Consider the following 14,700-nt stretch of genomic DNA (forward strand, 5'->3'; position numbering starts at 1 on the left):
AATTAATTGTATTATAAATAAAAACACCCTCTATCGAGGGTGTTTTTATTTATAAAGCTACGCTGTAACTAAACTCTATAATCCTTTTATGAATAATTAATCATTGGTATTACACTTTCACCTCTTTCCATTTACCTTTTCTAAACCATACGATTCCAACTATTGCAATTAATGCCTCTGCAAGGGTAATCGCAATAAATACACCCATTGCTCCCCAATCGAACACAATAGCCGCCAGATAAGCAAACGGAAGTTGAAACAACCAAAAACAAAAGAAATTAATAATCGTTGGTGTTTTTGTATCACCTGCACCATTAAATGATTGTATAATCACCATTCCATATGCATAGAATACATATCCAGCTGCAATTACACGAAGACTTAATGCTCCATATTTAACCACTTCTGGCTCAGTACTAAAAATCTTAATAATTACCTCTGCTAATAGTAAATAAAGTATCGATACAAAAAGCATAAAGTATGCATTATACTTTCCTGTTTTCCATACAGATTGTTCGGCACGATCTGGTTTTCCGGCTCCCAGGTTTTGACCAACAAGGGTCGCTGCCGCATTACTCATACCCCAAGAAGGCATAAGTGTAAACATCAACACTCTAATTGCAATAGTATATCCTGCTAATACTTCACTACCAAACTCTGCCATAATTCTCATTAAGAAAACCCAACTCGAAGTCCCTATTATAAATTGACCTATCCCTCCAAGAGAAACCTTAATTAGGTTTATCATCACCTTAGTATGAATAGCAATATCTTTAAAAGCCACTTTAATTTTGCTCCATCCAAAGAAAAGGATCAGAAGTTGTAATATTACAGCACTTCCTCTTCCGATAGTTGTAGCAATAGCGGCTCCTTTTACGCCAAATTCGGGAATAGGTCCAAATCCAAAAATAAAAATAGGATCAAGGATAATATTTAAAAGATTTGAAAAAATCAGCACTTTCATAGCTACAGAAGCATCACCTGCTCCTCGAAAAACAGCATTAATTAAAAACAACAACATAATTGTTATGTTTCCTCCTAATAAAATCTGAGTATATCCATATCCTTCTGCTATCAAATCTGGCTCTGCTCCCATTAATGCTAAAATTTCTTTAGGAAAAAGTATCCCTATAACACTAATAATAAGAGCTACAGAAATTCCTAAAAATATTGATTGCACTGCCGCCTGAGATGCTCCACGGATGTCTTTTTCTCCAACTCTTCTTGCAACAATAGCGGTAACTCCCATACTAAGTCCAATGGCTACAGCATAAATTAATGTAATTACGGATTCTGTTAATCCTACTGTAGCTATTGCATTCGCTCCAAGATTGGAAACCCAATAAGCATCTACTAACGCAAAAATAGATTCCATCATCATTTCCAGAATCATTGGAATTGCTAGCATAAATACTGCTTTGCGAATACTGCCAGAAGTAAATTCTTGTTCTTTGCCTGTAACGGCAATTTTAAAATAAGAGAATAGTTTAGAAAGGGTAAGTTTATTTTGTGTCATTGCTATAAAGAATTATGTTTTGAAAAAAAGAAATAAAAGGAAACGGCTAAAGAGATTTCTTTAGCTATTTGATACCGAAACCGATATTTCCAGAAAGACGATCATAAATTCTTTATAACTTCATAAAACAAATATCCATTATTTTTGCGAAAATACAAAACAAATGATTAAACATATTTATACTATGGCAAACCCATAGTTTTTAAATTAAATTCGTTTTTTTTAGAGATTTAACATTTAAAAAGGAGGATGCGTAACTCAATTATTAATTAAATATTGTACTTTTATAGTCCCAAAATAAAGTTTTTATGAAAAAAATCTACTTACTACTCATACTTATTGGTGTTTTTGTCCTCTCCTTTTCTACAGGAGTACAGGCTCAATCCTCTATAAACGAACCTAAACAAGATCTTCAAGAAGAGGTTCAGGTATTTCCTAACCCTGTTTCTGGAGACAAACTTAATATTACATCCAAATCTGGAAAATCAAAGACATGTAGAGTATTTAATGTACTGGGTAAAACCGTACTCTTTAAAGTAATTACTTCTACAGAATTGGATATTTCCTCGCTACCTCCTGGAGTTTATGTACTAAGAATTAAAATTGGAGACGAAGCTTTCATGAAAAAATTAATCAGAAAATAATAGTATCCTTAATTTAGAGTATACTGTTTAAAATAACAGCCATAATACTATAAACACTCTTTTTCAAGGGTGTTTTTTTATACATTTGTTGCAACAAAGTCCATTTATCAAACCTCTATGCTCACTGAAACCATTTTTTCAATTCAAAACGATCAAGATTTTGAAAAAGCAGCATTAAGAGTGTTTAAACATCAATACTTAAACTGCCTTACGTATCAACGTTTTTGTAATCTTCTGGGAATTATTAAAACCTCAATAAAAAATAGTAATGATATTCCCTATCTACCGATTGAATTTTTCAAACAAGAAAAAATAATTAGTTCTCAGGCCAATATTCAACAAATTTTTACCAGCAGTGGTACAACTGGCAGCATTACTAGTAAGCATCACGTAACAAATTTAAAAGTATATGAGACAAGCTTTAGAAATGGTTTTAATCATTTTTATGGCAACATAAAAGACTATTCTGTACTAGCATTGTTGCCATCTTATTTAGAACGCGATGGTTCTTCATTAGTTTATATGGCAGATACACTAATCAAAGAAAGTGAACGCCCAGAAAGTGGCTTTTATCTTGATGAAACCGAAAAATTGATTTCTACATTAACAAAATTGACCAAACAAGGTGAAAAAATATTACTTATCGGGGTTTCTTTTGCATTATTAGACTTAGTAGAAAACTACAATATCCAACTTAATCCTGATGCAATAGTCATGGAAACAGGTGGAATGAAAGGCAGAAGAAAAGAAATGATTCGTTCTGAATTACATGATATTCTAGCTGCTGGTTTTGGTGTTTCCAAAATTCATAGTGAATATGGAATGACTGAATTACTATCACAAGCATACTCCAACGGTGAAGGTATTTTTTATTGTCCTCCTTGGATGAAAATCTCAACTCGTGATCCTGAAGATGCGTTAACTCCATTAAATTCAGGAAAAACAGGTGGTATTAATATTATAGATTTAGCAAATATAAATTCTTGCTCTTTTATTGCCACACAAGACCTCGGAAAAACCTATGACAACGGGAGTTTCGAAATTCTCGGTCGCTTTGATCATAGTGATATTAGAGGATGTAATCTAATGGCATTATAGTCTTTTTTTCTTCGAATCATTTTTGTTTTGTTAATACAGAATGTAAGGTCACCTTCTATTTTCCGATCTAATTCCCACAATAAAAAAACAACAACAATGAAAAAATTAATCAACATACTGTTTTTCACATTTGCAGTAACCCTAAGTGCTCAACAAATAGATTATAATACTGATGATGGCTACGTAGCAGAAGGATACGATGTTACAGAGTATTTTAATAATAAAGCGGTAGAAGGAAAGAGTAACTATGTTACTTCTCATGATAATGTAAAATACAAATTTGCTACTCAGGCGAATTTGGAAAAATTCAAAAGTAATCCAGGAAAATATGTTCCAAAATATGGAGGATACTGTTCCTATGCACTGGCAACCAAAGCAGATAAAGTAGATATTGATCCTGAAACCTTTGAAATCAACGACGGTAGATTGTACCTATTTTATAACTCTTGGGGAACCAATACTCATAAAAAATGGAAAGCTGAGGGAGCTGAGAAGCTAAAACCAAAAGCAGATGCAAATTGGGAGAAAATTAAAACAAAGAAATAATCGAGTATATCGACATTAATATAGAATGCTAAGTTTTTTTCAATAATTGATTGATAAAATCTGCTAAGAAGAAATTCTTGCAGATTTTTTCTTTTTATGCAACTATTGCTTTTTTGTAACGTATTTGTGTGTATAAACGATTTTAGGTTATTAAAACAATCAATAACACCTAATTACCAATTGCAAAACCTATAATTATGTTAAAGTTGTAATGTTCCATTTTTTTTACGACTGAATAGATGTAACAAAAAAATAACCACACGTACAATGAAAAAGTTCTTTGTCTTATTGTTTTTTGGATTGACCTTTAGCATCAATGCTCAGCAAATAGATTATAACCTTAAAAAAGGATATGTCGCTGAAGGGTATGATGTTACAGAGTATTTCAACAATAAAACTGTAAAAGGAGAAAGTAAATTTACGCTAACTCACGATAATGTGATGTATAAATTTGCTAGTCAAGCAAATCTGGAAGAATTTAAAAGTAATCCAGCAAAATTTGTACCTCAGTACGGTGGCTATTGCGCTTATGCAATTGGCGCTAAATCAGAAAAGGTTGATATTGATCCAGAAACTTATGAAATAAGAGACGGTAAATTGTATTTGTTTTACAATTCCTGGGGAATAAATACATTGACAAAATGGAATGAAGAAGGAGCCGAAGAATTAAAAAGTAAAGCTGATATAAATTGGCAAAAAATAAAAACAAAGAAATAATCGAGTATATCGATAACAATATAGAACGCTAAGTTTTTTTCAATAATTGATTGGTTAGTTGACAAAGCCTGCTAAGAAGAAATTCCGGCAGGCTTTGTTTTTTTATGTTTTTTTTCAAAAATTCTTACCCTTAAACCGCCCTAATAACAAAGTAATTTTTCTTACCTCTTTGTAACAAAACAAATTTATTATTAATTAAATCATCAGGGGTTATAGCATATCCTTCCTGTACCTTTTCTTTATTTACTGAAATAGAATTTTCTTTCAATGCTCTTCTTGCCTCACCATTAGATTTCAAGAATCCAGTGTCCCCAGCTAATGCACCAATGATATCTAATCCTTCATCAATTACATTTTTAGAAATTTCAGCTTGAGGAACTCCATCAAAAACATCTAAAAAAGTGGCTTCATCTAACCCTTTCAAATCTTCAGAAGTAGATTTTCCAAATAATATATTTGACGCCTTAATCGCATTATCCAAATCTTCTTGAGTATGCACCATTACGGTAATTTCGTCAGCTAGTTTTTTCTGAAGAATCCTTTGATGCGGTGCTTCAGCGTGTGAGGCTACTAGATTATCTATCTCTTCTTTGGTAAGAAAAGTAAAAATCTTAATATATTTCTCTGCATCTTCATCACTAGTATTCAACCAATACTGATAAAATTTATATGGAGAAGTACGCTTGGCATCCAACCATACATTTCCTCCTTCTGATTTACCAAATTTTGATCCATCAGATTTTGTAATCAATGGACAGGTTAAGGCATACCCTTTTCCACCACCAATACGTCTAATCAATTCAGTTCCTGTAGTTATATTACCCCATTGATCACTTCCTCCCATCTGTAGTGTGCAATCATGTGCTCTATACAAATGCAAAAAGTCATACCCTTGCACCAATTGGTAAGTAAATTCGGTAAAAGACATCCCATCAGAAGATTCTGAAGAAATTCTATTTTTTACAGAATCCTTTGCCATCATATAGTTTACAGTAATATGTTTACCTACATCTCTAATAAAATCAAGGAATGAAAATTCTTTCATCCAATCATAATTATTAACCAATACAGCTGCATTATCTGCATTACTTTCAAAATCCAAAAACTGCGCTAATTGAGATTTTATAGCTTCTTGATTATGACGTAATGTTTTTTCGTCTAATAGATTACGTTCTGCTGATTTTCCAGAGGGATCTCCAATCATACCTGTAGCTCCACCAACCAAAGCAAAAGGTTTATGACCAGCTCTCTGATAATGGGCTAATAACATTATAGGCACCAGATTACCGATATGTAATGAATCTGCTGTTGGGTCAAACCCTACATATGCAGCTCTCATTTGTTCCATCAAATATTCCTCAGTTCCAGGCATAGCATCGTGTAGCATTCCTCTCCAACGTAACTCTTCAATAAAATTTACGGCCATTTTAGTATAATTCAATTAGATGCGGCAAAGATAAAAATATGGTTAATATAGCACTATGAATAATTAAGAAATCACATTGTAAATAATGTCTGTGTTGGATATCGAATACGGAATGTAAACAAAAATATAGCGTATCTCTTTTTTATATCTGAAGCAATGGAATAATTAACTCTTTATGCACTTCTACTTTTTGACAATATTAGTTTCAAAATGCACAATGGTGTTGACTAATATTATTCCATTATTTTTTCAATTAGTTTCATTGCATTCTCTTTATAAATGCCATTATATTGTATAATAGATTCTAAAATTTCTTTTGATGTTTTAGAATCTCCCAACTTTAGATAAGTTAGTGCGCGATACCAGGAAGCATCTTCATAATATTTACTAGTATCACTTATCCGTTCGAACTGTAATATAGCTTCCTGCTCCTTGTTGGTATTTAGATAGCTATTCCCTAAATATAATCTTAGTTGTTCTACCTTAGAAAGGGTTGTGATTTTTTGTAATTCACGAATTACTTTCTCATAATTTCCATTAGTATACTCCTTAAGAATAGTATCTAATTTATTTTCAGTTTCTCCTCGAGTTACATCTTCTGCAGGATAAGGAACATAATGAGAGGCGTACAAGTCAGAAAAAGTGGTTTTGGTATCTAAATTATTCCACAATAAACCGCCTACTCCTAAGATTATAATAATAGAAGCTGCTATTTTCCAATACGAAAAGAAAGATGTAGTATTCGCTTTGGATTCTTCCTGTTTAATCTCTGCTGCGATCTTTTGTATTTTTTCTTTAAAATCAAGTGTATCTTTATCACTTAATATGTGATGTAATTCGCGTTGTTTTTCAACTTCATCTCGTAGTTCTGGATCCGCTGCCATTTCTTTTTCAAAAGCAACCATATCTTCTTCAGATAATACCATAGCAAGATACTCCTCTATTTTTTCAAATAATTGTTGAGTCCTTTCCATTATATTATTCTTTTTCAAAAGTTGTTTTCAATTCACTATATACGGGATCCGTTTCTATCATCTCTATCAAAGATTTTTTACATTCAAATTTCTTTTTTCGAGCATACCCTTCTGAATATCCAGTAATATTAGCAATCTCTCTCATACTATTACCAGCAAAAACCAAGTTTAACAATTCTTTGCACTTATCACTTAATGTCACAAAATATTTACGATATAACATTTCTCTTTCTTTATTCTCTATATCTTCAATAATCGATCCATCGATTTCGTCATTAGTTTCTATTACTTCATCACTAATAATTAGCTTTCTTTTTTTTCTTAATCGATTCCTCCAGATATTCTTGCAAACTCCATAAAAATATGCACTAACCGAAACACGAAGTTCTAAAGAATCCGATTTTAATTTTTGATACACCAATACCAAGGCATCCTGAAACACATCTTCTGCATCCACATTATCCCCTGAATTCTTAAGGACATAACTTTTAACATAGTTATAATTCCTTTTATAGAAAGCTTTAATAATAGTTTCATCACCTGCTAGAATACCTTCTATAATTTTACGTTCTTCGGGGTTACTCATATATTAATGTCATCTAACAGCAAACTGTTACCTTTTTTATATTAAATTTTATTTTACTTTGTAAAAGTAACATTTTTACTTGCTATGCTATTTATAAATATACTATTTACCTATGAAACGATTGGAATATATTTTTAATATAAAGGTTTTATGCTTTTACACGTTAATACTCTCATTTAATTTTATCAATGCACAGACTGTCAACGATACTATAAAGGCTTATCAGTATTATAAGAAAGCAGATTCTTTTTTAATTAATAGAAACCTTGATAGCTCCTTGGTTTATTTCACAAAAGCATTATCGATTTATGAAAAATCAAAAGATTGGAGAAAAATAGCTAATTGTTATAATGGAATTTCTGAAAACTTATGGCGTAAGAAAGATTTTAAGAGCTCTTATACCAATGCCAACAAAGCTTTAAAAATTTGCTTAAAAGAGTTTGGCAAAGAAACCGATCAAGAAGCTTATGCATATGATAACATGGGGAATTACTATGAAAGCATGCAGGATCTGGAAAAGGCTTTTAGATATTATAACAAAGCATTAAAAATTCAACTTAAAGTTTTACCAGAAAACCATATACATATTGCAAAATCACACACCAATCTTGGAATCTATTACAATAAAAAGAAAAAGTTTGAGAAAGCATTAAAAAGTCATTTAGAAGCTCTGAGAATAAGAAAAATAAATGCTCCGAATGGAGATTTAAATATTGCAAACTCATACTTAAACATTGGAAGTATTTATCGAAAAACTCAAAAATACTATAAAGCCATTCCTTTTTATCAAAAGGGTATCGATCTAAAAGCCAAAATTTTTGGAGATTCATATATTCAAATTTCCCAACCTCTTATTACACTTGGTTTAATCCATAGAGAATTAGGTAATTATACTGAAGCAATTGTTTTCTATCGAAAAGCTATAAAAATAAGAAAAAAAAACCTTGGCGAAGATCATATAAAAACCGCTGAAATATATAACAATTTAGGAATAGTATATTTAGATTTAAAGTTGTTTGAAGAAGCAAAAAAGACCCTTAACAAAGCACAAATAATCTTTGAAAAACAAAAATATTCTAGAGGTTTATTATCTGTTATGCATTGACAGGAAATGGTTATACTTACGTTGGTCAATATAAAAAAGCTATAAATTTTTACAAAAAGTCCTTAGTTATTTGCTCAAAACTACTTGGAAATGACCATATATTAATGGGCTCTACACATCTTAATATTGGAATAACCTATGAATCCAGCAAGGATTATGAAAAAGCTTTATTTCACATCAAAAAAGCTTTTGAAATATACAAAAAAAACGCCATACCACCTTCTAAATTGTATGGTGCATTTGCTGGCGTTTATTCAAGTTTAGGTGACCATGAAAAAGCAATTTATTTTTTTGAAAAAGAACTATCCGTTTCAAAAAAAAATTATGGGGAAGATCTTTTAGACATTTCGGAAACATTACACAACATGTCTAAAGTTTTTTTTGACAAAAAGGACTTTGACAAAGCACATCATTATGCAAGAAAATCTTTAGAAATCCTTAAAACGAAATATACAAATCATCAAAACTTATCTAGTACATATAATTCGATTGGCGCCATTTTTTTGGAGGAAAAAAAATATGATAACGCAATATTGAGTTTTAATAAGGCTATAAAAACCAATGCTAAACAAGAGTCGTCAAACAATAATAATTTTGACAAAAACAATTACCATAATTTAAATCTTTTTATAAGAAGTTTAAAAGGTAAAGGATATGCTTTCGATAAATTATTTGAAAATAAAAAAAATATCGAGTATCTAAAAAAAAGTGACTCTATTTACAAACAAGCAGACAATATTCTAAATGTTATTAGAAGTTCTTTTAAAAACCATCAAGATAAAATAACTGCAGCCGAGCTAGGGAAAAAAATACTAAATCAAGCAATAGGTAATCAATTATCTTTATATAACCAGACTAAGGACAAAAGTTATTTAAATAAAGCTCTATATTATAGTGAAAAATCAAAATTCAATATATTAAAAGAGTCTTTACTAGAAACAGATATGAAAACAAATTCAATACTTTCTAATGGTATAAGACTCCTAAGACAACAACTAAGAATAAAAAAATCGTATTACAAATCAGAAATCACTAAAGCATACTCAAAAGAACGTTTTGATTCATTGAATATAAAAAACTACGAAAGTAAATTGTTCGATATCGATAAAAGTCTTGACTCTATTTCCAAAATTATTGAAAGTCGATACCCCAACTACTATCAACTTAAACATCAAAACAACATCATATCTGTAGGAAATATTCAAAAGAAAATAGACTATCAAACCACTATATTAGAATTCTTTACCTCAGATAGTATTACTTATGCTTTTACCATCTCTAAAAACAAGATTACTGTAAAAGAGCTGAAAACACCAAAATTGATTGAAAGCATTCAAGAATTAAGAAGATCTATTAGTGACAAAAACATTGCTGTCTATAAAAGCAAAGCACATCGACTATATAAAAATTTAATCGCTCCTATTCAAGATTTAATAGTAGGTGATCGTTTGATTATTATTCCTGATGGTCCATTATGGCATCTTAATTTTGATTTATTACTTACTCAAAACAATGACTCTAATAATCCGAAAAAATTATCTTATTTATTAAAGAACTATACTATCAGCTACGCCAATTCTGCCAACCTGTTATTTACACCATTTAAAAATAACCTAAGATCAAAGAAACTAAAAGAATGTTTAGCATTTTCTTTTTCTGATAGCACCAATATAGTAACAAGTAAAACTATGAGCATGGCAATACTAAGAGATACTGGCGATGACCTACCAGGAACACGTAAAGAAATCAAAGCTATCGCAGATATTATTAATGGACAATATTTTTATGGATCAGAAGCAATAGAAACTAATTTTAAAAAAAACGCTAGTCAATATAATATATTACATCTAGCATTACACGGAGAAGTAGATAACGAACATCCTGAAAACTCTAAGTTGTTTTTTACCAAAAGTAAAGACACTTTGGAAGATAACTTACTATATAGTCACGAATTATTTGCTTTAGATATTCCTGCCGAACTAACAGTTCTAAGTGCTTGTAATACTGGTACTGGGAAAATTGCTAAAGGAGAAGGGATTATGAGTTTAGGAACTGCTTTTCAATATGCTGGGACTAAAAGTTTATTATTGAGTAGTTGGGAGGTATCTGATCAAACTACACCAGAATTAATGAAGTACTTCTATACGAACTTAAAATCTGGTATGAATAAAGCAAAAGCATTACAGCAAGCTAAGTTAGAATATCTTAACACTGCAAATATTAACCGAACCCATCCATTTTATTGGGGAGGTTTTTATTTAGTTGGTGATGCCAGTACAATTCAATTTAGCAATGATTACACCTTATATTGGGTAATTGGATTAATGGTGTTTGTTTTAGTTTTTATTGGTATATTTTGGCGCAATAAAAAGAGTTCTATTCTCAAAAGGAAACTTCTTTTGAATAAGTAGCATACAATATTTATCTCTAATTGTTTACATTAGTATCATAGAACAAAAATCATGATATTAGTTACTGGAGCTACAGGTTTAGTAGGAACCCATTTATTGATTCTGCTAGCACAAGAAAAACATCAGATACGTGCGTTATATAGAACCGAAGCTAAAAGAGAACATGCCAAAAATGTTTTTTTGCAATGCTGCGCTCCCGAAGAGCGAGATCATTTTGAATCTATACACTGGGCACAAGGTGACCTTAATAATATTCCATCACTTACAGAAGCTTTTGAAGGTGTAACTCACGTATATCATTGTGCAGCAATGATATCTTTCAATCCATCTCACTATAGGAAACTTCGCAAAATTAATATTAAAGGAACTGCTAATATCGTAAACCTGTGCCTTATTCATGATGTTCAAAAATTATGTTATGTAAGTTCTATAGCAACTTTAAGTGAGCATACTTCACAAAAGCCAATCGATGAAACAGCTGAATGGAATCCCGAGGTTTCTGATTCTGTATATGCTATTACCAAATACGGAGCAGAAATGGAAGTTTGGCGAGGTACACAAGAAGGGCTTAATGCAGTTATTGTGAATCCTGGTATTATTATTGGACCTGGTTTTTTCAATTCAGGTAGTGGGTATCTATTCAAGAAAATCCATAATGGAATGAAATATTATACCACAGGTACTACTGGATACGTAGCTATTAAAGATGTTATTAAAATTATGTATCATCTTATGGGTAGTAATATCAATAATGAACGATATATCCTAGTTGGAGAAAATTTGAGTTTCAAAAGTGCATTTACTCTTATTGCAACATCATTAGGTAAATCAGCTCCTAAGAAGAAAATCTCTCCTTTTTTGATGAAGATCGCTTATTATATTCAACTCTTTAGCCATTCTATTTTTAGAACCAAACGATCTATATTTAAATCATCTATTAAAAGTGCTTTCTCAAATTCATTTTATGAAAATGAAAAAATAAAAAAAGAATTAACGTATAGTTTTAAACCTATTGAAAAAGCTATTCAGGAGACTGCTTCTTTTTATCTAAAATAGTTTTAGACTTACTCCTTTTTTTAATTGCGGTTTCTATTTCTTCCTCAATAGATTCTTGCTCAATAGATTCTTTATCATATACTTTAGAAGGGATTCCACGCTTTATCCCTTCTTTAATTCCTTTCGTTTTCTTTATAGAATCTTCTATTTTTCTAATAGAATCTTCCTCTTTTTTTAATTTTTCAAACCTTATTTTTGATCCTTCTAGGTTATTTTTTACACTGTCAAAAATCTCTTTATATTTTTCTAATTGACTTGTATACCAACGATTATTATCTGCAAAAACCAAGCTATCTATACCGTGTTTTTCCAAAATATAGGTTTCGGGATTAAGTTTTTCAATATCAAAAACCTTTTTATATGATCCTTTTGCTGCCTTTACAAATGCAATATCTGTTAGAATTTCTATCATTTTGCCTTCCTCGATCAACTGTTTTGGTTTAGGCTGTTCTTCTAGGCTTTGACAGGAATACATCATAAGAGCTAAAAGAAAAAAACAATACGTTATTTTTTTTATCATCTGTCAAAAGTTAATCGTTGTGCATTTTTAACATCATAGAATTTGAAATTCTTGTAAACCAGACTTCCATTTACAAACGTATGAGTAATTCTGGATTTAAATGTAGTACCCTCAAACGGAGACCAACCACATTTATACGCAATATTATCAGTATTCACAGTCCAAGGAGCATTTAGATCTACTAAAACTGCATCTGCACAATATCCTTCCTTAATATATCCTCGTTTTTCAATCTGAAATAAAATAGCAGGATTATGACACATTTTTTCTACAATCTTTTCTAGCGAAATCTTATCTCTATGATAAAACTCTAGCATTGCTGGTAATGCGTGCTGTACTAATGGTCCTCCTGAAGGTGCTTTGGTATAGGCATTATCTTTCTCTTCCTTAGTATGTGGCGCATGATCTGTAGCAATCACATCTAATTTATCTTTAAGAAGAGCATCAAACAAAGCATCCCTGTCTTTTGCCGTTTTTACAGCTGGATTCCATTTTATCAACGTTCCTTTTTCTTTGTAATCCTCATCAGAAAACCAAAGATGGTGTATGCAAACTTCTGCCGTGATTTTCTTGTCTTTTAGCGGAATCTTATTTGTAAACAACGCTAGTTCCTTTGCAGTAGATAGATGAAAAACGTGCAATCTAGCACCCGTTTTTTTGGCAAGAGCTACTGCATTGGATGATGATATATAACAAGCATCTTCACTTCTGATCACCGGATGTAATTCTATAGGTATATCATCTCCGTACTGTTCTTTATATTTTGCGGTATTATTTTTAATGGTATCTTCATCTTCACAGTGTACAGCTATTAATAAGTCTGTAGATGCAAAAATTTTCTCCAAAATCTCTGGATTATCTACTAACATATTTCCTGTAGAAGAACCTAAAAATAATTTAAGTGCAGCTACTTTTTTAGGATCTACTTTTAATATCTCTTCGAGATTATCATTAGTTCCTCCAAACATAAAAGAATAGTTCGCATAACTGGTTTTTGCAGCGATCTCGAATTTCTCTTCTAATTTTTCTATTGTAGTTGTTTGAGGGTTTGTATTAGGCATCTCAATAAAAGACGTAATTCCACCCGCAATTGCAGCTCTTGATTCTGTTTCTATAGTTGCTTTATGGGTCAGACCAGGTTCTCTAAAATGTACTTGATCGTCAATAACTCCTGGTAAAAGATATCTCCCTTCTGCATCAAAAACCTGTACATCTGGAGATTTAGCACTAATCTGAGGTGCGATTTCTTTAAAAAAACCGTCCTCTATATATACATCGCCATTAATAATCTTCCCTTCATTAACAATATTGGTATTCTTAATTAATACACTATTCTTGATCATATTTCGTAACGGTTAAATAAACTTTTAAATTTCATTTTTAGTACCCCAAACACAGCTTCAGAAATTATTCCTTTACTCATTTTAGAGGTTCCACGTGTTCTATCAGTAAAAACTACTGGTATCTCTTTTATTTTAAATTTTGATAAATACGCTTTAAATTTCATTTCAATCTGAAAAGCGTATCCTACAAATTTGATTTTATCTAGGTTAATTTTTTCTAACACCTCTCTTTTATAACAGATAAAACCAGCAGTTGTATCATGAATATCCATGCCTGTAATAAATCTAACATATTTAGACGCCAACCAAGATAAGAGCACTCTACTCATTGGCCAATTCACTACATTTACTCCTGTAACATACCTTGATCCAATAGCTACCTGAGACGTACCTTTTGCACACGCATTATACAATCTTATTAAATCATTGGGATTATGAGAGAAATCTGCATCCATCTCAAAAATATACTCATAAGAGTGTTCTAATGCCCATTTAAATCCTGTAATATAAGCCGTTCCTAAGCCCATTTTACTTTTACGTTCTACTAAAAAAAGACGGTCAGAATACTCTGATTGTAATTCCTTAATCTTCGTTGCTGTTCCATCAGGAGAATTATCATCAACTATAAGAATGTTAAAATCACGTTGAAGCGAGAGCACATTTTTTATAATACGCTCTACATTTTCAATCTCATTATAGGTAGGTATAATTACAACTGCATCTACCATTTGGGCTATTTTCAGGCAAATATAACTAAA

The 14,700-nt window shown here is 31.2% G+C and carries 14 protein-coding genes; 7 read left to right on the forward strand and 7 right to left on the reverse strand.

From position 1 onward, the window contains the following. Positions 1–109 precede the first annotated feature (109 nt). Positions 110–1,516: an MATE family efflux transporter gene (locus tag QBK95_RS10250; RefSeq protein WP_280933289.1), complete on the reverse strand. Its 1,407-nt coding sequence runs from the start codon at positions 1,514–1,516 to the stop codon at positions 110–112. Positions 1,517–1,824: 308 nt separating this feature from the next. Here QBK95_RS10250 and QBK95_RS10255 point away from each other — a divergent pair, with 308 nt between their 5' ends. From QBK95_RS10255 to QBK95_RS10270, 4 genes are all read left to right on the forward strand, one after another. After that, positions 1,825–2,160: a T9SS type A sorting domain-containing protein gene (locus QBK95_RS10255; RefSeq protein WP_280933292.1), complete on the forward strand. Its 336-nt coding sequence runs from the start codon at positions 1,825–1,827 to the stop codon at positions 2,158–2,160. A gap of 117 nt (positions 2,161–2,277) precedes the next feature. Beyond that, a complete protein-coding gene (locus QBK95_RS10260) occupies positions 2,278–3,258 on the forward strand; it encodes a LuxE/PaaK family acyltransferase (RefSeq protein WP_280933295.1) in 981 nt (326 codons plus the stop codon). 96 nt (positions 3,259–3,354) lie between these two features. Next, positions 3,355–3,804, forward strand: coding sequence for a YHS domain-containing (seleno)protein (locus QBK95_RS10265; protein ID WP_280933298.1), 450 nt, complete (start codon positions 3,355–3,357; stop codon positions 3,802–3,804). 267 nt (positions 3,805–4,071) lie between these two features. Further along, positions 4,072–4,521: a YHS domain-containing (seleno)protein gene (locus tag QBK95_RS10270; protein ID WP_280933300.1), complete on the forward strand. Its 450-nt coding sequence runs from the start codon at positions 4,072–4,074 to the stop codon at positions 4,519–4,521. A gap of 130 nt (positions 4,522–4,651) precedes the next feature. Here the strand turns inward: QBK95_RS10270 and tyrS are convergent, their stop codons facing one another. The 3 genes from tyrS to QBK95_RS10285 form a co-directional block, all read right to left on the reverse strand. Further along, positions 4,652–5,947, reverse strand: coding sequence for a tyrosine--tRNA ligase (gene tyrS, locus QBK95_RS10275; RefSeq protein ID WP_280933302.1), 1,296 nt, complete (start codon positions 5,945–5,947; stop codon positions 4,652–4,654). Between the two features lie 233 nt (positions 5,948–6,180). Beyond that, complete coding sequence (locus QBK95_RS10280; protein ID WP_280933304.1) at positions 6,181–6,921, reverse strand: tetratricopeptide repeat protein; 741 nt, start codon at positions 6,919–6,921, stop codon at positions 6,181–6,183. 4 nt (positions 6,922–6,925) lie between these two features. Beyond that, positions 6,926–7,507 (reverse strand): RNA polymerase sigma factor, encoded by a 582-nt coding sequence (locus QBK95_RS10285; protein WP_280933305.1) that lies wholly within the window; start codon positions 7,505–7,507, stop codon positions 6,926–6,928. 112 nt (positions 7,508–7,619) lie between these two features. On the opposite strand from QBK95_RS10285, the gene QBK95_RS10290 reads away from it, so the two are divergent. The 3 genes from QBK95_RS10290 to QBK95_RS10300 are packed head-to-tail and all read left to right on the forward strand — an operon-like array spanning position 7,620 to position 12,079. Further along, entirely contained in the window at positions 7,620–8,612 is a 993-nt protein-coding gene (locus QBK95_RS10290) for a tetratricopeptide repeat protein (RefSeq protein WP_280933307.1), read from the forward strand. After that, on the forward strand, positions 8,609–11,023 hold the full coding sequence (locus tag QBK95_RS10295) for a CHAT domain-containing protein (RefSeq protein WP_280933309.1): 2,415 nt from the start codon (positions 8,609–8,611) through the stop codon (positions 11,021–11,023). The genes QBK95_RS10290 and QBK95_RS10295 overlap by 4 nt, the downstream gene beginning before the upstream one ends. 51 nt (positions 11,024–11,074) lie before the next feature. Beyond that, positions 11,075–12,079: an NAD-dependent epimerase/dehydratase family protein gene (locus QBK95_RS10300; RefSeq protein ID WP_280933311.1), complete on the forward strand. Its 1,005-nt coding sequence runs from the start codon at positions 11,075–11,077 to the stop codon at positions 12,077–12,079. Here QBK95_RS10300 and QBK95_RS10305 read toward each other — a convergent pair. Genes QBK95_RS10305 through QBK95_RS10315 form a run of 3 tightly spaced genes read right to left on the reverse strand, consistent with a single transcriptional unit; the run spans position 12,045 to position 14,670 of the window. Further along, positions 12,045–12,599 carry a DUF4296 domain-containing protein gene (locus QBK95_RS10305; protein ID WP_280933313.1) on the reverse strand — a complete coding sequence of 185 codons (555 nt, stop codon included), beginning with the start codon at positions 12,597–12,599 and terminating at the stop codon, positions 12,045–12,047. The genes QBK95_RS10300 and QBK95_RS10305 overlap by 35 nt on opposite strands. Beyond that, positions 12,596–13,942, reverse strand: coding sequence for a dihydroorotase (locus tag QBK95_RS10310; RefSeq protein ID WP_280933315.1), 1,347 nt, complete (start codon positions 13,940–13,942; stop codon positions 12,596–12,598). Before QBK95_RS10310 ends, QBK95_RS10305 begins: the two co-directional genes overlap by 4 nt. After that, positions 13,939–14,670: a polyprenol monophosphomannose synthase gene (locus QBK95_RS10315; RefSeq protein WP_280933318.1), complete on the reverse strand. Its 732-nt coding sequence runs from the start codon at positions 14,668–14,670 to the stop codon at positions 13,939–13,941. The genes QBK95_RS10310 and QBK95_RS10315 overlap by 4 nt, the downstream gene beginning before the upstream one ends. Between the last annotated feature and the right edge of the window lie 30 nt (positions 14,671–14,700).

The sequence above is a fragment of the Aquimarina mycalae genome (assembly GCF_029906345.1).
Classification (GTDB): Bacteria; Bacteroidota; Bacteroidia; order Flavobacteriales; family Flavobacteriaceae; genus Aquimarina.